This is a genomic window from Mesorhizobium sp. Cs1321R2N1, from assembly GCF_037179725.1.
Lineage (GTDB): Bacteria > Pseudomonadota > Alphaproteobacteria > Rhizobiales > Rhizobiaceae > Mesorhizobium > Mesorhizobium salmacidum.
In genome coordinates, this window is record NZ_JAPYKP010000006.1 from 59,313 (window position 1) to 75,634 (window position 16,322).

A 16,322-nucleotide genomic window follows, 5' to 3' on the forward strand; every position below is an offset into this window, starting at 1 on the left:
GGAGACCCGCTTATGCTCAAATCGATCCGTGCCGCCCTGACGATGAGCGTTATAACATTTGCCGCCTTTAGCGCGTCATCGGCTTTCGCCGCGCCGCTGAAAGTGGTCGCCAGCTTCACAGTCATTGCGGATTTCGCCAAGAATGTCGGCGGCGACCGCATCGCGATCACCACGATCGTCGGCCCAGACGGCGACGCCCATGTCTACGAGCCGAGCCCTGCCGACGCGGTGGCCATGGCCAAGGCCGATATCGTGCTGGTCAACGGCCTGCACTTCGAAGGTTTCCTGCAGCGCCTAGTCGATGCCAGCGCCACCAAGGCCTCCATTGTCACCTTGACCAAGGGCGTGACGCCGATCGACTTCAAACCTGAATTCGCCGACGCCGATGCGGCCGAGGGTGCCGGCACCGGCGGCGGCAAGACGGTCACCGATCCGCACGCCTTCCAGTCGATCGCCAATGCCAAGATTTATGTGAAGAACATCGCCGAAGCCTTTTGCGCGGCCGACAGCGACGGCTGTGTCAGCTACCAGACCAATGCCGCCGCCTACACCAAGAAGCTCGATGCGCTGGAAGGCGAAGTGAAGGCGGCGATCCAGTCGATCCCCGAAGCAAAGCGCGTCGTCATCACCTCGCACGACGCCTTCGGCTATTTCGAACATGAATACGGCCTGACCTTCCTCGCTCCGCAAGGCATCTCGACCGATTCCGAACCGTCGGCCGCCGATGTCTCCAAGCTGGTCGAGCAGGTGAAGCAGGACAAGGCCGCGGCCATCTTCGTCGAGAACATCACCAACCCGCGCCTGATCGAGCAGATCGCCAGCGAGACCGGTATCAAGGTCGGCGGCACGCTCTACTCGGACGCGCTGTCGCAGCCCGACGGCCCGGGCTCGACCTATATCGACATGATGCACAACAACATTCGTCAGATCAAAGGTGCCATTCTAGGCAGCTGAATTTGATCCGCACCCAACCGGGCCGTATCGGCCTGGTTGGATTTTCTGGCGCGCCATGTCTATTTGGCAGAGAATTCCGTCGATGCGGATTGCCGTGCCCACCGGGCAATGGCAAGACTGCCGTCAAACCAGATTGCGAGGACATGAGCCATGGAATATCGCCAGATCAGCGAGGACTATTCGGTCTCGGGTCAGATCCAGCCCGAAGATGTCGCCACCATCAAGGAAGCCGGCTTCAAGAGCGTGATCTGCAACCGGCCGGACGATGAGCAGCCCGGCCAACCTTCGGCGGACACGCTCAAGGCAACGGTCGAAGCCGCTGGCCTCGCCTTCCGCTACATCCCGGTGATCAGCGGCCAGATGACCGCCGAGAATGTCAAGGACCAGGCAGAGGCGCTCGACGAGCTCCAAGGCCCGGTGTTTGCTTATTGCCGGTCCGGCGCGCGCTGCACCAATCTGTTCCTGGCGATACAGCAGTCGAAGGGTTAGATCGGCAGCGCCCCGGTTTCCTTCAGCGTCTCCAGCACGATCGCGGTCTTCACATGCTGCACGGATTCATGCGGCAGAAGCACGCCGTTGACGAATTCGGACAATGATTTGAGATCGGGCGTCACCACCTTCAGGATGTAATCCATCTCGCCGGTCAGCGCATGCGCCTCCTGCACTTCCGGCAGGCGCGCCACCAATTCACCGAAGCGCCGCGCATTGTCGCGGTTGTGGGTGGCCAGCGTCACCGAGATGACATTGACCAGCGAGAAGCCGAGCCTGTCGCGGTCGAGCACGGCGCGATAGCCCTTGATATAGCCGTCCTCCTCCAGCCGCTGCCGGCGGCGCGAGCATTGCGATGCCGACAGGTTCACCCTTTCGGAAAGGTCGTTGTTGGTGAGCCGCGCGTCGCCCTGCAAGAGCGCCATTATCTTGCGGTCAAATTGGTCAATGCGCGTTTCATCCATGGTTTTTTCTCACATCATGCATGCTTCACGCATGACATCACCATTTCAAGCGTTTGAATGCAAGCACCATGCACAGGCCCCGCGCTATGATGGTGTTGGATGGCCTTTTAGGCCAAGCAGCTTCCGGAGGAATTATCATGGGTCCCTTCCCACACGACGCCCCGCCCGCCACGATCAGCAAGGACAACCCTGCCGGCACCGATGGTTTTGAGTTCGTCGAATTCGCGCATCCGGAGCCCAAGAAGCTAGCCGAACTGTTCACCCGCATGGGTTATGTGGCGGTAGCCAGGCATCGCACGAAGGACATCACCGTCTGGCGCCAAGGCGACATCAACTATGTCGTCAATGCCGAGCCCGGCTCGCACGCGATGAAGTTCGCCGACAAGCATGGCCCTTGCGCGGCCTCGATGGCCTGGCGGGTGGTTGATGCCAAACATGCCTTCGAGCATGCGGTGTCGAAGGGCGCCACGCCTTATGAAGGCGACGACAAGGCGCTCGACGTGCCGGCCATATCAGGCATTGGCGGTTCGCTGCTCTATTTCATCGAGGCCTATGGCAAGAAGGGCTCGGCCTATGATGCCGAGTTCGAATGGCTGGGCGAACGCGACCCGCGACCGCAGGGCGTCGGCTTCTATTACCTCGACCACCTGACCCACAATGTCTATCGCGGCCAGATGGACAAATGGTGGGACTTCTATCGCAATCTGTTCGGTTTCAAGCAGATCCATTTCTTCGACATCGACGGCAGGATCACCGGCCTGGTCAGCCGCGCCATCACCTCGCCCTGCCGCAAGATCCGCATTCCATTGAATGAGTCCAAGGACGAGACCAGCCAGATCGCCGAATACCTGAAGAAGTACAATGGCGAAGGCATCCAGCACGTCGCTGTCGGCACGGACGACATCTACGCCGCCACCGACAAGCTCGCCGAAAACGGGCTGAAATTCATGCCCGGCCCACCCGAGACTTATTACGACATGTCGTATGACCGCGTGAACGGCCATGACGAGCCGATCGAGCGGATGAAGAAGCACGGCATCCTGATCGACGGCGAAGGCGTGGTCGATGGCGGCACGACCAAGATCCTTCTGCAAATCTTCTCGAAGACCGTTATCGGGCCGATCTTTTTCGAGTTCATCCAGCGCAAGGGCGACGAAGGCTTTGGCGAAGGCAATTTCCGCGCGCTGTTCGAATCGATCGAGCAGGATCAGATCAAGCGCGGCGTGATCAAGGTCCAGGCTGCGGAATAGGCTTCAGGTCGGGCGGATTGTGCGTGGCCCTTCCACGGGCCATGCGCAAGATCAGATTTTGAGCCCCAGCCGCCCGACCTCTTTCTCCCTCAGCTTCATATCATAATCGAGCAGGAACTCGTCCAACTGGGGCGGCGCGACCGAGGTACCCGAGAGCATCGCATGGACCTGGCCGCGATGATGGATGTCGTGCAGGAAGACGTGCGCCAGGATATCGCCAATGCGTTCTGGGATCATGCCGTCCTCGCGCCGGTCGGTGATGACGCTGCGATCGAGATCGGTCTCCGACAGGCCGTCGCAGAAGGCGATCAGCCGCCGGTCGGCCGCAAGCTGAGCCACGCAAAGCTCCGGCGCAGCATCGAAAGGCACGAAGTCATGGTAGGCAGCGGCACCGACGCCGCCTTCTTCGAGAAAATCGAGGTAGAGATGGTCGACCGCGAGGATGTGGTTAAGCGTCTCCTTGATCGACGGAAAAAAGCTGGTGCGTTCGGCTTCGAACTCGCCGGGCTTCAGCGCAAGCACGGCGCGATAGAGCCGGCCGTTCGACCACAAATTGTTGCGCGCCATGCGGCGAAGATGCTCGAGCAGGGTCATTCTGCCTCCTTGCGCTCACCGCTCGTATTTCTCCACCGTCTGCTCGATGGCGCCGAAGATCGAGGCTCCGGTCTTCGACTTCATCTCGATGCGCACCGTATCGCCGAAGCGCAGGAACGGCGTCTTGGGCTCGCCCCCTTCAATGGTCTCGATCATGCGCAGTTCGGCGATGCAGGAATAGCCGGCGCCGCCCGCCGAGACTGGCTTGCCCGGGCCGCCGTCGAGTTTGTTGGATACCGTACCCGAACCAATGATGGTGCCTGATACCAGTGGCCTTGTGCGGGCGGCGTGAGCGATCAGGGCCGGGAAATCGAAGGTCATATCGATACCGGCATTGGCGCGGCCGAACGGCTTGCTGTTGATGTCGGCGAGCAGCGGCAGGTTGACCTTGCCACCATCCCAGGCGTCGCCCAGCTCATCCGGCGTCACCGCGACCGGAGAGAAGGCGGAGGACGGTTTCGATTGGAAGAAGCCGAACCCCTTGGCGAGTTCCGGCCCGGTGAGCGCGCGTAGCGTGACATCGTTGACCAGCATGACCAGCCGGATCGCGGCGCGTGCCTGATCGAGGCTGGCGCCCATCGGCACGTCATCGACGATGACGGCGATTTCGGCCTCCATGTCGATGCCGAAGGCCTCATCCGCCATGCGGATCGGATCGCGCGGCGCTACGAAGGAGTCCGAGCCACCCTGGTAAATCAGCGGATCGGTCCAGAAGCTCGCCGGCATTTCGACGCCCCGCGCTTTCCGCACCAGTTCGACATGGTTCACATAGGCGGAGCCGTCGGCCCATTGATAGGCGCGCGGCAGCGGCGAATGCGCATCGTGTTCGTGGAAGCGAGCTGCCGGCATCGCATTGTTCTCCAGCGATTCCGCGATTGTCGCGAGATGCGGCGAGATCCTGCGCCAGTCGTCGAGTGCCGCCTGCAGCGTGCGCGCTAGGAACGAGGCGTCGGTGTATTGCGTCAGGTCGCGCGAAACCACGACGAGTTTCCCGTCGCGCGTTCCATCCTTCAGCGTGGCAAGCTTCATGCGGTTCCCTCTCCTGAGGCGGCCTTGGCGCCGCTTTGATTTCTTGTCTCACGCATGATCTTTTCCGAAAACCGGTTCGCATTTTTCGCTGACGCGGTCCTTCGGTTCGGGATCATGCTAGCTCCACAACAAGGCCGTCCCGGGCGATCGTCAAGTCGCCGATCCATGTTTTCCTGACGGCGTCGATCCAGTCCGCCTCTCTGATCTCTGCATCGTCGGCCGGAATGAGGTGATTGAGCACCAGCCGCTTCACGCCGGCATCGCCGGCGATACGACCGGCCTCCTCGGCAAAGCTGTGGCTGGCGAGCAGATGTTCCCTGAGCCGCGCGCCATTGCCGGTTCTGGCGACCAGCCGTTCGATGCCTTCTTCCAGCATGGCTTCATGGACCAGGATATCGGCACCTTCGGCGAAATCGGCGAGCGGCGGGAAGAACGCCGTGTCGGCCGAGAACACCACGCTTTTTGCGCCATGCTCGAAGCGCAGGGCAAAGCAGTCGGTCACTGGTGGGTGGTCGACGCGCAGCGCCGTCACCTTCAGGCCGCGTTGCTCGACCACAGGGCCCTCGCCGAATTCGTCTACAGAAACCAATTCGCGAATGTCGGGCCGGCCTTCATCGACGATGCGGATCTCGATATCGAATTCCATTGACTGACAAAAGCGCCGCCAGTGGTGGCCGACCCCAGGCGGGCCGAACACAGTGACCGGCCTCGCCAGGCCAGCCGTCCAGGCGGTGTGGATCAGCGGACCCAGTTCCAGCACATGGTCGGAATGCAGGTGTGTGATGAAGATCAAGTCGAGCGCCTTCAGGCTGACACCGGCATCGACCAGGCCGCGCGTGACGCCAAGCCCGCAATCGACAACGATTGATCGCCCGCCGATCTCGAGCAGCGACGAACTCGGCCACGGTCCGCCCGGCCGCAGCGCAGGACCGCCTTTCGAGCCCAGCAGCACCAGCCGATCCGGTATTGGCTTGCCGCTCAAGACCAGTCGCCCTCGGGCGTGCCGTTGAAGCGTTTCTTCAGGTCGGCCCAGCAATCGATGTAATTGTCCTGCCGGGTTTCGAGTTCGGCGCCGTAGCGGGTGAGCATCTGCGGAAAGCGGGTCTCGAACATGAAAGCCATGGTGTTGTCGAGCTTGACCGGTTTCAGGTCGCCGCGCGAGGCTTTTTCGAAGCCAGGCGCATCCGGGCCATGGGCCAGCATCAAATTGTGCAGGCTGATGCCGCCGGGGACGAAGCCCTCCTCCTTGGCATCGTACTGGCCGTGGATCAGCCCCATGAACTCGCTCATGATGTTGCGATGGTACCAGGGCGGCCGAAACGTATCCTCGGCCACCAGCCAGCGCGGCGGGAAGATGACGAAATCGATATTGGCGGTCCCTTCCTCGCCGCTCGGCGCGGTGAGCACGGTGAAGATCGAGGGGTCGGGATGGTCGAACAGCAGCGCGCCGACCGGCGAAAAGGTCGCCAGATCATATTTGTAGGGGGCGTAGTTGCCGTGCCACGCCACCACGTCGAGCGGCGAATGGCCGATCTCTGTGACGTGAAAATTGCCGCACCATTTCACGATCAGCCGGCACGGCGTCTCCTTCTCCTCGAACCAGGCGCAAGGCGTCTTGAAGTCGCGCGGATTGGCCAGGCAATTGGCGCCGATCGGTCCTCGATCGGGCAGCGTCAGCTTGGCGCCGTAATTCTCGCAGACATAGCCGCGCACTTCGGCGTCGACCAATTCGACCTTGAAGACGAGGCCGCGCGGCAGCACCGCGATCTCACCTGGCCTGAGTTCAATGACGCCCATTTCGGTGACGAAGCGCAAGCCGCCCACCTGCGGCACCACCAGCAACTCGCCATCGGCATTGAACAAATGATCGTCGACCATCGATGTGTTGGCGACATAGACATGGGCGGCCATGCCGGTCTGCCCGAGCACGTCACCGGCCGTGGTGATGGTGCGCATGCCCTGGATGAAATCGGTCGGTTCGTTCGGCATCGGCACCGGATTCCAGCGGTACTGGCCAAGCGCCAGCTCATGATCGCCGACATTGGGGGCGGTCTTCCACAGGGGGTAGCTGGCGGCTTTGAACCGGCCCGTATGCTTGACGCTCGGCCGGATGCGATAGAGCCAGGAGCGCTCATTGGTGCCGCGCGGCGCGGTGAAGGGCGAACCGGAGAGCTGTTCGGCATAAAGGCCGTAGGCCGGCCGCTGCGGCGAGTTGCGCCCCTGCGGCAGCGAGCCAGGCAGTGTCTCGGTCTCGAAGTCGTTGCCGAAGCCCGGCATGTAGGAAAAGGCCATCGCTTCCTCCCGGATTGACCAAACTGGTTTCATTTGTAACCATTGAAAATGTAACTATCAATCTTCCGTTTTCCCGGGTGCGGACAATGGACATTCTCGAACTCGAAAGCTTCCTGCCCTACCGGCTCTACCGTCTTGCCGATGCCGTCAGCCGCGAATTCTCGAAGGTCTATAAGGACCGCCATGGCCTGACCCGGCCCGAATGGCGCACGTTGTCGGGATTGGGACAGCGCGGCACGATGTCCGCGACGGAACTTGGCGAGCAGTCGGCCATGCACAAGACCAAGGTCTCGCGCGCCGTGGCCGAGTTGGAACGGCGGCGCTGGCTGATGCGAACGGCTGACGAGAACGACCGCCGCGTCGAGCACCTGACACTGACCAAGACCGGGCTTGCGGCCTATCGCGAGATGGTGCCGCTGGCGAAGGCGTTTGAGAGGGAATTGCTGGCGAAGTTTGGCGTGGACGAACGTGCGGCGATTATGAGCGGGATGGCGGCACTGGAGATGGCGTTGGAAGGAAAATAGAGTTGATAGGCTGGCAGGACAGAGGGGGGCGAAGGAACTCCACGTCTCTGTCGACGCGTCTCACCAGTCCATCACCACCTTGCCCGAACTGCCGCTCCTCATCGCATCGAACCCAACCTGGAAATCATCGACGCCGATGCGATGCGTGATTAGGCCGGTCACATCGAGCGGGCCCTGCACCAGGGCGATCATCTTGTACCAGGTCTCGAACATTTCGCGGCCATAGATGCCCTTCAAGTGCAGCATCTTGAAGATGACCTTGTTCCAGTCGATCTCGAAGCCGGTCGGCGCTATGCCGAGGATGGCGATCTTGCCGCCATTGTTCATGGTGTCGATCATGTCGCGGAAGGCGGGCGCGGCGCCCGACATTTCGAGACCGACGTCGAATCCCTCGGTCATGCCGAGCACCGGCATGACATCGCGCAGCTTTTCCTTCGAGGCATCGACGACATGCTGGACGCCGAGCTTTTTCGCCAGCGCCAGCCGCACCGGGTTGATGTCGGTGATGACGACCTTGCGCGCGCCGACGCACTGCGCCACCAGCGCGCCCATGATGCCGATCGGCCCAGCGCCGGTGACCAACACATCCTCGCCTACCAGATCAAAGGACAGCGCCGTGTGGACGGCATTGCCCAAGGGGTCAAAGATCGCGGCAATCTCGTCCGGAACATCGTCGGGAATCGGCACGACATTGTGCTGCGGGATCGCCAGATATTCGCCGAAGGCGCCAGGACGGTTGACGCCGACGCCGAGCGTGTTGCGGCACAGATGCCCCCTGCCCGCACGACAGTTGCGGCAGTGGCCGCAGACAATGTGGCCCTCGCCCGACACGCGCTGGCCGACCTTGTATTCGGCAACCGCAGCACCAAAGTCGGCGACCGTGCCGACGAATTCATGGCCGGTGACCATCGGCACCGGCACGGTCTTCTGCGCCCACTGGTCCCAATTGTAGATATGCACGTCGGTGCCGCAAATCGCCGTCTTCTTGACCTTGATCAACACGTCGTTGGGGCCGATCTCCGGCACCGGCACCTCTTCCATCCAGATGCCCGGCTCGGCCTTGGCCTTCACCAGCGCCTTCATCATGTTCGACATTCTTTTGTCCCTCGAATCTCTTGATCCGGAATCGCTTCTCGGCGCCGGCCGTTCAGGAAATCACGCCCAATTCCCTACCGACCGCACCGAATGCCTCCACCGCGCGGTCGATATCAGCGCTGGAATGCGCCGCCGACATTTGGGTGCGGATGCGCGCCTGGCCTTTCGGCACGACCGGGAACGAAAAGCCGATGACATAGATGCCACGCTTCAGCATGCGCGCGGCCATTTCCTGCGCCAGCGTCGCATCACCGAGCATCACCGGTATGATCGGATGATCGGCGCCTGCCAGCGTGAAGCCAAGCTTACCCATCTGGGACCGGAACCGCGCCGCATTGGCATATAGGCGCTCGCGCAAGGCATCACCATTGCGGATCAGGTCGAACACCTTGATCGAGGCGCCGGCGATCGCCGGCATCAGCGTGTTGGAAAAGAGATAGGGCCGCGAGCGCTGGCGCAGCCAGTCGACGACCTGGCTTTTGCCAGAGGTATATCCGCCGGAAGCGCCGCCGAGCGCCTTGCCGAGCGTGCCGGTGATAATGTCCACCCTGCCCTCGACGCCGCAATGTTCGGCCGAGCCGCGGCCGTTTGCACCGACGAAACCAACTGCATGGCTGTCGTCGACCATCACCATCGCGTCGTATTTCTCGGCGAGATCGCAGACACCTCGGAGATTGGCGATGATGCCGTCCATGGAAAACACGCCGTCGGTGGCGATCAGCCGGAAGCGGCAATCCTTCGCTTCCTGCAATCGCGCCTCGAGATCGGCCATGTCGTTATTGGCGTAGCGGAAGCGTTTGGCCTTCGACAGCCTGACACCATCGATGATCGAGGCGTGGTTCAACGCATCCGAGATAACAGCATCCTCTTCGCCAAGCAACGTCTCGAACAGGCCGCCATTGGCGTCGAAGCAGGAGCCGTAGAGGATGGTGTCTTCCAGGCCGAGGAAGGATGAAATTGTCGCCTCGAGCTGTTTGTGCTCTTCCTGCGTGCCGCAGATGAAGCGCACCGAGGCCATGCCGTAGCCGTAGCGATCGAGCGCCTGCGTGGCCGCCGCGCGCAGGTCCGCGCTGTCGGCAAGGCCGAGATAATTGTTGGCGCAGAAATTCAATACTTTCTCGCCGCCGACCTCGATTTCGGCCGACTGCATCGAGGAAATCACCCGCTCGGACTTGTAAAGGCCGGCGGATTTCAGCCCTGCAAGCTCGCTGTCGATATGGGAGAGAAATGCTGCGGTCATGATCAGGCCTCGTTTGACGTGGGCAGACTGTCGTCCCGCCGGCGCAAAAAATCCATCGCAAAAGCGACCGGATCAGGTGGCCGGGCAGCATCAGCCGGGATGCAATGGACGTTGCCCAAGTGACGGCCCGGGAACGCATGGACTGACGAATGCTCAAAAGCGGGCTTGCGGCGAAAGAAGCCGATAACCATTTCGCGATTTCTCCGCGCCTCCCTCTTGCCGGCCGGCCGTCGACTTCCGGTCCTGTTAACGTTTGCAGTTCAATGGTGCTCATACAGAAATCCGTTGGCGAGAGGACCGCCCCCAAACATGTCTCAGCAGCCGGTGCAAACCGTTTCAGGCAAGCTCATACTGCTGATCAAAGCTGGCTACTGGCTGGCGCTGCTGATCATTGCCGCCATGGTGGCGGCCTCCTTCGTCCTGCTGCAGCAGACGATGGCCACGCAGCAGCACAACAACACGCTGCTCGACATCGTCGGCACGCAAAAAACGTTGTCGCAGCGCATCGTTTCCTTGCCAGCGCAACGGGCGCCGCCTCGCGCGACAAGCAGCCAGCGCTGGTCAGCGCGCTGAAGCAGGCCACGGCTGAGTTCGAGACAAGTTATGATCTGCTGCTCAAGCAGACAGGCGCGGATCCGCAATCGCCTGCCAAGCTCGATCCGAAGTCGATCGAGAGCGTGCTTTTCGCCAAACCCTTCCATCTCGACTATTTCTCGGTTGGCCTGATCGCCAATGGCGATCGGCTGGTCTCGGCCTTTGAATCGCAACTCAACCAGCTCGACAATGGGGGCTACAAGGGCGGCGCCGAACGAGTCAACCTCGATGCCTCGGTCGCCAATGCCACGCTGTCGGGCTATGCCGCGCTCGGCCAGCGCATCAGTGCGGATGCCGACGAGCGCTCCGAGAAGCTGCTCACCCTCCATCGCACGCTGTTCTACGCCACCCTCGGTGTCATCCTGCTGGTGGCGCTGTTCATCTTCAGGCCGATGTCCAACGCGATCCTGCGCAAGACACGTGAACTGGTCGATGCGCGCAATTCGATGGCCTTCATCGCGGTGCATGACGGCCTCACCGGCCTGCACAACCGCACCTTCCTGACCGACCATTTCGAGACGCTGATCAAGGGCGCGCATCGCCGGCGCGAACGCCTGGCCGTGGTCCAGCTCGACCTCGACCGCTTCAAGCAGATCAACGATACGCTGGGCCACGCCGCCGGCGACTATGTCCTGGTGGTGACCGCACAGCGCATGCGCGATTCCTGCCGGGCGTCGGATCTGTGCGCGCGGCTTGGTGGCGACGAATTCGTGATGATCCTCAACGGAGCCGGCAACACCGAGGACATCAACATGCTGGCACGGCGCATCCTGGTGCACATCAATGAGCCCATCGTATTCCAGGGCACCACCATCCTTCCGGGCGCCAGCGGCGGCATCGCCGTCTATCCGATCGATGCCGACAATGCGCAAGACCTGCTCGTCCATGCCGATCTGGCGCTTTACTCCGCCAAAAAAATGGGTGGCGGCAACTTCTCGTTCTTCTCAGAGGAACTGCGCCGCGAGCTCGACTACCGGAAGCAGCTCGAACACGACATCAAGGTCGCCATTTCCGAAAAGGCGTTCCAGGTCTATTTCCAGCCGCAGGTCTCGCTGACCGACGGCACCATCAGCGGCATCGAAGCGCTCGTGCGATGGAACCATGCCGAGCGCGGCATGATCTCGCCGGGCGAGTTCATTCCGGTCGCTGAGAAATGCGGCTTCATGCCGGAGATCGGTCGCATCGTGATCAGCAAGGCGATCAACGAGGCCGCTGAATGGAACCGTGCCGGGATTGCCTTCGGGCGGCTTGCCGTCAATGTCTCGGGCACCGAGCTGCGCGAACATGATTTCGATGCGTTTCTGTTCGAGACGTTGGAGAAGGCCGGACTACCGCCACAGAAACTGTCGCTGGAAATCGTCGAATCCGTCATTCTCGACGACGAGAAGACAGGCATCGCGGCGAAGCTGCGCCACATCAGGGCGGCCGGCGTGCATCTGGAACTCGATGATTTCGGCACCGGCTATGCTTCGCTCAGCCACGTCAATCCCAACGAGATCGACCGGCTAAAGATCGACCGCCGCTTCGTCCAGAACATCCACGAGAATGGAGACAACTCCAAGATCGTGCGCGCCATCACGGAGCTTGCCCGGGGGCTGGGCATCTCCATCGTCGCCGAGGGCGCCGAAACAGAGGCGGAACTCGATTCGCTGATGGCAATCGGCTGCGACCAGGTGCAAGGCTATTCGATCGCTTTTCCAATGCCGCATGACAAGGCGCTGGAATGGCTGACCGCCCGCATGCCGAAGAAAGCCAGGCTGACGGTATTGCAGGGAAGTCTGGCGTAGGTAGAGCCCGGCCAGCCTTGACAAGCAGCCGCGGAAATGGCGGCCTGCCCTGATCGCAATGGGATAGCGGCCCCATGACATTCCTTCGGTTTGCCCTGGCAGCCATGTTGATGTCGGCGTTGCCGGCCTATGGCGCGGATCGCACCATCTATCTCACCTTCGACGACGGTCCGCTGAACGGCACAAGCAACATCCTCGACGTCTTGGAGGCAGCGCAGGTTCCGGCAACGCTGTTTATGGTCGGCATGCATGCCGAAGCCAGTTCGTCCAACAAGGCGTTGGTACGGCGCGCCAAGGCGATGCCGCTGGTGACGATCGGCAACCACAGCTACAGTCACGCCTACAATCACTACCGGCACTTCTATGGCGATACGGAAGGCGTGGTTGCCGACATGCTCAAGGCCAATGCCGTATTGGGCCTGAAGCCGGCGGTGCACGCCCGCCTGCCGGGACGCGATGTGTTCCGGCTGCCTTCGATGTCGAAGAACGACAATTCGCTTGGACAGGCGCAAGCCGGGCGTGAGGATCCCGACTATGAGTTTGTCGCGGCGTCCGGCTTTTATCTCTATGGCTGGGACCATGAGTGGGTGCACAAGGATAGCGGCGAGCCGGTCCAGAGCGTCGACCATCTGGTCAGCGAGATCGATCATTTGTTCGGCTATGGCCATTTCGCCAAACCGGGCAAGTTGATCCTGCTCATGCACGACGAGATGTTTCAGGACGGCTTTGACGGCAAGACGCAATTGACCAAGCTGATCACCGCATTGAAACTGCGCCACTATGCGTTTGGAATAATCCAGAGCTATGACGACTGAGCCATCAGGTCGGCACTGCTAGCTCCCCACATTCTCCCGCAACGCCGCGAGCACCTGTGCAAACTCAGCCAGACGCTCGTCGGATAGTCCGGTGCGAAGCCGCTTGTCGAAGACGAGCGCTGCTTGCCGCAACCTCTCGAACAGCGCTTCTCCCGCCGCGGTCAATTCGACCATGTGAACCCGTCGGTTGACGGGGTCGCGCCGCCGCGTCAGCAGGCCCTGCACCTCCATCGCATTGAGATGATGGGTCAGCGTCGCGCCCTGGATGCCGATCATGCCGGCAAGTTCGCGCTGATTGGCAAGCTCGCTCGACTTGACCGACAGCAGCGTGAGCCAGACCGGCAAGGTCCCCCCCGCTTCAACCAAGGCAGCGTCGAAGGCCTGGGCAACAAGCTTGGCGGTGCGGCCGAGATTCATGCCGACCGGCGGGCGTTCAAACGGTGTCATGATCTGACAGTAGAGCAAGCAATGGAAACGTGAAACTCGGCTTCATGATTGACATCTAACCGTTAGATATCTAACTTTGTCTTATTGATGGCATCGCGACATGGTTGCGGCGCGCAGGCGGCGGGCGAATGAGAGGAATGCGGTCATGCAATATGTTTATATCGTCGTCATCGGCCTGCACGTCATGGCCGGCGTCTTCTGGGCCGGCACGACCATCGCGGTTGCCCGGGATTCGGACATCCGGGCAGAGCGGTTCTTCCGGCCGCAAATGGGCGCTGCCGGTTTGGCTTTCCTGACCGGTTTGCTGCTCTGGTATTTCTTTCATGAGGGTGCTTTCGGCTCGATGGAGAAGGTACTGGCGCTCGGCATTTTGACGGCGCTGATCGCCGCTGGCGTGCAAGGCGCGCTTGTGGGCTCCGCCAGCAGGCAGCTTGCCGCCGCCGATGCCGCGACCCAAACGGAGCTGCGCGCGAAAATGACCAGGGGCGAACGCATCGCCGGCGGGCTGCTGGTCATCACCGTGCTTTGCATGGCGACCGCCAAGATGTTTTAGAATCGCACGGCCGGTGAAAGCCGATCATGCGCGGCGCGCAACGGACCAGAGCGGCAGGTGGCTCTCCTTGCAAAGGCCGTTGCGCGCCACCTGATCGTGATCAAATCCTGATCCCGAACCTTATGCCGTCATAGATGGCGGCATGGATGTTGCGCGAGGCGACCGCATCGCCGATGCGGAACACGACGAAGCCACCTTCCGAATTGCGCGATGGGAAGATATCGCCGCCGTTCACCAGCCGCTCATAATCGATCGCGCCGCCATTCCTCGACAGCGGCTTCAGCGACAGATAGAGGTCGTCAAGCGGCGCCGTGCCGTGCTCGACCACCACCTGGTCGACCCTGCGCTCCCCGCGCCAGCCATCGGCAAAATCCGAAGCGAGTTCCGCGACCAATTGATTGCCCTCGCGCCGCACAGAGCGCAGGCGTGTGTTGATGGTGATGGTGACGCCCCTTTCCTGGAAGGCGCGCATGTACGGCACATGGTTCATGCCGCCCATTTCGGGGGCGAAGAACCGCTCTGGCGAAACCAGTTCTAATTTCGAGCCGCTGTTGGCAATCAGTTCGGCCGCGCCCATGCCCTGATGGCCGCCATTATCGTCAAAGAGAAGAACATTCTCGGCCGGCTTGACGCTGCCAGCCATGATGTCCCAGCTCGAGGTGACGAGATTGTCGCCGGAGGCCAGCGGCGGGTTCTGCGGCAGGCCTCCGGTGGCGACGACCACCACGTCAGGCGCCAGGGCCAGGACGTCGTCCTGCTCGGCCCAGGTGTCGTAGCGGATCTCGACACCGAGCCGTTCGAGTTCGGCCAGACGCCAGTCGATGATGCCGATCAATTCCTTGCGGCGTGGGTTCTGGGTCGCCAGACGGACCTGGCCACCCGCTTGTGATGATGCTTCCAGGATCACGACCTGATGGCCGCGTTCGGCCGCGACGCGCGCCGCCTCCAGTCCGCCGGCGCCGGCGCCGACGACCACGACTTTCCGCTTAGGCCCTTCTGTCTTGGCGATGATATGCGGGATATCCGCCTCGCGGCCGGTCGCCGCATTGTGGACGCACAGCGCCTCGCCGCCTTCGTAGATGCGATCCAGACAATAGGTGGCGCCGACACAGGGACGGATCTCGTGCTCGCGGTCCTCCATCACCTTCCTGATGATGTGCGGATCGGCGATGTGGGCGCGGGTCATGCCGACCATGTCGAGCTTGCCGGTGGCGATCGCATGGCGCGCGGTGGCGACATCGGAAATGCGCGCCGCGTGGAAGGTCGGGAACTTCGTCGCCGCCCTCACCTCGCCGGCGAAATCGAGATGCGGCGAAGACCGCATGCCGGTCACCGGGATAACCTTGGTGAGTGCCGCGTCGGTCTCGATCGAGCCACGGATGATGTTGAGGAAATCGATCTTGCCGGAGCCGGCCAGCCGCCTGGCGATCTCGACGCCCTCCTCCTTCGACAGGCCTTTCTCGAAATCCTCGTCGGCGACCATGCGGATGCCGACGACGAATTTCTCGCCGACCGCCGCTCTCACCGCATCAAGCACCATGTTGGTGAAGCGCAGGCGATTGTCGAGCGAACCGCCATATTCGTCACCGCGATGATTGGTGGCAGGCGACCAGAAGCCGTCCATCAGATGGCCGTAGGATTCGAACTCGATGCCGTCGAGCCCGGCTGCCTGGCAGCGCTGGGCCGCCGATGCATAGTCGGCGACGATGCGCTCGATATCCCATTCCTCGATGGTCTTGGGGAAAGCACGATGCGCGGGTTCGCGCACCGGCGAGGCTGACAGCACCGGCAGCCAGTCGGCCTTGTTCCAGCCGGTGCGACGGCCAAGATGGGTGATCTGGATCATCACCTTGCAATCGTGCTCGTGGCAGGCGTCAGCGAGTTCGGCCAGCCACGGCACGATGCGGTCGTCATAGACATGCAAATTGCCGAAGGCGGCCGGGCTGTCGCGCGAAACGATGGCCGAGCCTGCGGTCATGGTCAGCGCCATGCCGCCCTTGGCCTTTTCGGCATGGTAGAGGCGATAGCGCTGCTTCGGCATGCCGTCCTCCGAGTAGGCCGGCTCGTGGCTGGTCGACATCACCCGATTCTTCAGCGTCAAATGCTTGAGCTGGTAAGGTTGGAGAAGCGGGTCGTTGTTGATCATCGTCTTCCTGCCGTTTTAATTTGTGCTAATGAGCGGCAAATCCAAGGAA

Annotated in this window: 17 protein-coding genes; 8 read left to right on the top strand and 9 right to left on the bottom strand. The window is 61.7% G+C overall.

All coding sequences use genetic code 11. From position 1 onward, the window contains the following. The first annotated feature begins 12 nt into the window (after positions 1-12). Both aztC and O7A61_RS03225 read left to right on the top strand, forming a co-directional pair. A complete protein-coding gene (gene aztC / locus O7A61_RS03220) occupies positions 13-954 on the top strand; it encodes a zinc ABC transporter substrate-binding protein AztC (protein ID WP_027143116.1) in 942 nt (313 codons plus the stop codon). Positions 955-1,104: 150 nt separating this feature from the next. Beyond that, positions 1,105-1,443, top strand: coding sequence for a TIGR01244 family sulfur transferase (locus O7A61_RS03225; RefSeq protein ID WP_337128311.1), 339 nt, complete (start codon positions 1,105-1,107; stop codon positions 1,441-1,443). Here the strand turns inward: O7A61_RS03225 and O7A61_RS03230 are convergent. Next, on the bottom strand, positions 1,440-1,907 hold the full coding sequence (locus O7A61_RS03230; RefSeq protein WP_027054987.1) for an Lrp/AsnC family transcriptional regulator: 468 nt from the start codon (positions 1,905-1,907) through the stop codon (positions 1,440-1,442). The two genes, O7A61_RS03225 and O7A61_RS03230, sit on opposite strands and share 4 nt — an antisense overlap. 137 nt (positions 1,908-2,044) lie before the next feature. On the opposite strand from O7A61_RS03230, the gene hppD reads away from it, so the two are divergent. Further along, positions 2,045-3,157 (top strand): 4-hydroxyphenylpyruvate dioxygenase, encoded by a 1,113-nt coding sequence (gene hppD / locus O7A61_RS03235; RefSeq protein ID WP_337128312.1) that lies wholly within the window; start codon positions 2,045-2,047, stop codon positions 3,155-3,157. Positions 3,158-3,208: 51 nt separating this feature from the next. On the opposite strand, the gene O7A61_RS03240 is transcribed toward hppD, so the two are convergent. The 4 genes from O7A61_RS03240 to hmgA form a co-directional block, all read right to left on the bottom strand. Next, a complete protein-coding gene (locus O7A61_RS03240; RefSeq protein WP_337128313.1) occupies positions 3,209-3,751 on the bottom strand; it encodes a DinB family protein in 543 nt (180 codons plus the stop codon). A gap of 15 nt (positions 3,752-3,766) precedes the next feature. Beyond that, positions 3,767-4,780 (bottom strand): fumarylacetoacetate hydrolase family protein, encoded by a 1,014-nt coding sequence (locus tag O7A61_RS03245; protein ID WP_337128314.1) that lies wholly within the window; start codon positions 4,778-4,780, stop codon positions 3,767-3,769. 112 nt (positions 4,781-4,892) lie between these two features. Beyond that, positions 4,893-5,747 carry an MBL fold metallo-hydrolase gene (locus O7A61_RS03250; RefSeq protein WP_337128342.1) on the bottom strand — a complete coding sequence of 285 codons (855 nt, stop codon included), beginning with the start codon at positions 5,745-5,747 and terminating at the stop codon, positions 4,893-4,895. An 11-nt stretch (positions 5,748-5,758) separates the two neighbouring features. Then, positions 5,759-7,072 carry a homogentisate 1,2-dioxygenase gene (gene hmgA / locus O7A61_RS03255; protein WP_337128315.1) on the bottom strand — a complete coding sequence of 438 codons (1,314 nt, stop codon included), beginning with the start codon at positions 7,070-7,072 and terminating at the stop codon, positions 5,759-5,761. 86 nt (positions 7,073-7,158) lie between these two features. On the opposite strand from hmgA, the gene O7A61_RS03260 reads away from it, so the two are divergent. Then, the gene (locus O7A61_RS03260) at positions 7,159-7,596 is read left to right on the top strand and encodes a MarR family winged helix-turn-helix transcriptional regulator (RefSeq protein ID WP_337128316.1); all 438 of its coding nucleotides are present in this window, start codon (positions 7,159-7,161) and stop codon (positions 7,594-7,596) included. A gap of 60 nt (positions 7,597-7,656) precedes the next feature. On the opposite strand, the gene tdh is transcribed toward O7A61_RS03260, so the two are convergent. Together tdh and O7A61_RS03270 are read right to left on the bottom strand one after the other, a co-directional pair. Further along, positions 7,657-8,691 carry an L-threonine 3-dehydrogenase gene (tdh, locus tag O7A61_RS03265; RefSeq protein ID WP_337128317.1) on the bottom strand — a complete coding sequence of 345 codons (1,035 nt, stop codon included), beginning with the start codon at positions 8,689-8,691 and terminating at the stop codon, positions 7,657-7,659. A 52-nt stretch (positions 8,692-8,743) separates the two neighbouring features. Further along, on the bottom strand, positions 8,744-9,931 hold the full coding sequence (locus O7A61_RS03270) for a glycine C-acetyltransferase (protein WP_337128318.1): 1,188 nt from the start codon (positions 9,929-9,931) through the stop codon (positions 8,744-8,746). A 309-nt stretch (positions 9,932-10,240) separates the two neighbouring features. Here O7A61_RS03270 and O7A61_RS03275 point away from each other — a divergent pair, with 309 nt between their 5' ends. The 3 genes from O7A61_RS03275 (at position 10,241) to O7A61_RS03285 (ending at position 13,127) form a co-directional block, all read left to right on the top strand. Beyond that, positions 10,241-10,504, top strand: coding sequence for a hypothetical protein (locus O7A61_RS03275; protein ID WP_337128319.1), 264 nt, complete (start codon positions 10,241-10,243; stop codon positions 10,502-10,504). Positions 10,505-10,608: 104 nt separating this feature from the next. Then, a complete protein-coding gene (locus O7A61_RS03280; protein WP_337128320.1) occupies positions 10,609-12,312 on the top strand; it encodes a putative bifunctional diguanylate cyclase/phosphodiesterase in 1,704 nt (567 codons plus the stop codon). 74 nt (positions 12,313-12,386) lie between these two features. Then, entirely contained in the window at positions 12,387-13,127 is a 741-nt protein-coding gene (locus O7A61_RS03285; RefSeq protein WP_337128321.1) for a polysaccharide deacetylase family protein, read from the top strand. 18 nt (positions 13,128-13,145) lie between these two features. Here the strand turns inward: O7A61_RS03285 and O7A61_RS03290 are convergent, their stop codons facing one another. Further along, on the bottom strand, positions 13,146-13,544 hold the full coding sequence (locus O7A61_RS03290; RefSeq protein ID WP_337107417.1) for a MarR family winged helix-turn-helix transcriptional regulator: 399 nt from the start codon (positions 13,542-13,544) through the stop codon (positions 13,146-13,148). A gap of 175 nt (positions 13,545-13,719) precedes the next feature. Here O7A61_RS03290 and O7A61_RS03295 point away from each other — a divergent pair, with 175 nt between their 5' ends. After that, on the top strand, positions 13,720-14,127 hold the full coding sequence (locus O7A61_RS03295) for a hypothetical protein (protein WP_337107416.1): 408 nt from the start codon (positions 13,720-13,722) through the stop codon (positions 14,125-14,127). A 100-nt stretch (positions 14,128-14,227) separates the two neighbouring features. Here O7A61_RS03295 and O7A61_RS03300 read toward each other — a convergent pair whose 3' ends face one another. Beyond that, positions 14,228-16,273: an NADH:flavin oxidoreductase gene (locus O7A61_RS03300; protein WP_337128322.1), complete on the bottom strand. Its 2,046-nt coding sequence runs from the start codon at positions 16,271-16,273 to the stop codon at positions 14,228-14,230. Positions 16,274-16,322: the final 49 nt, after the last annotated feature.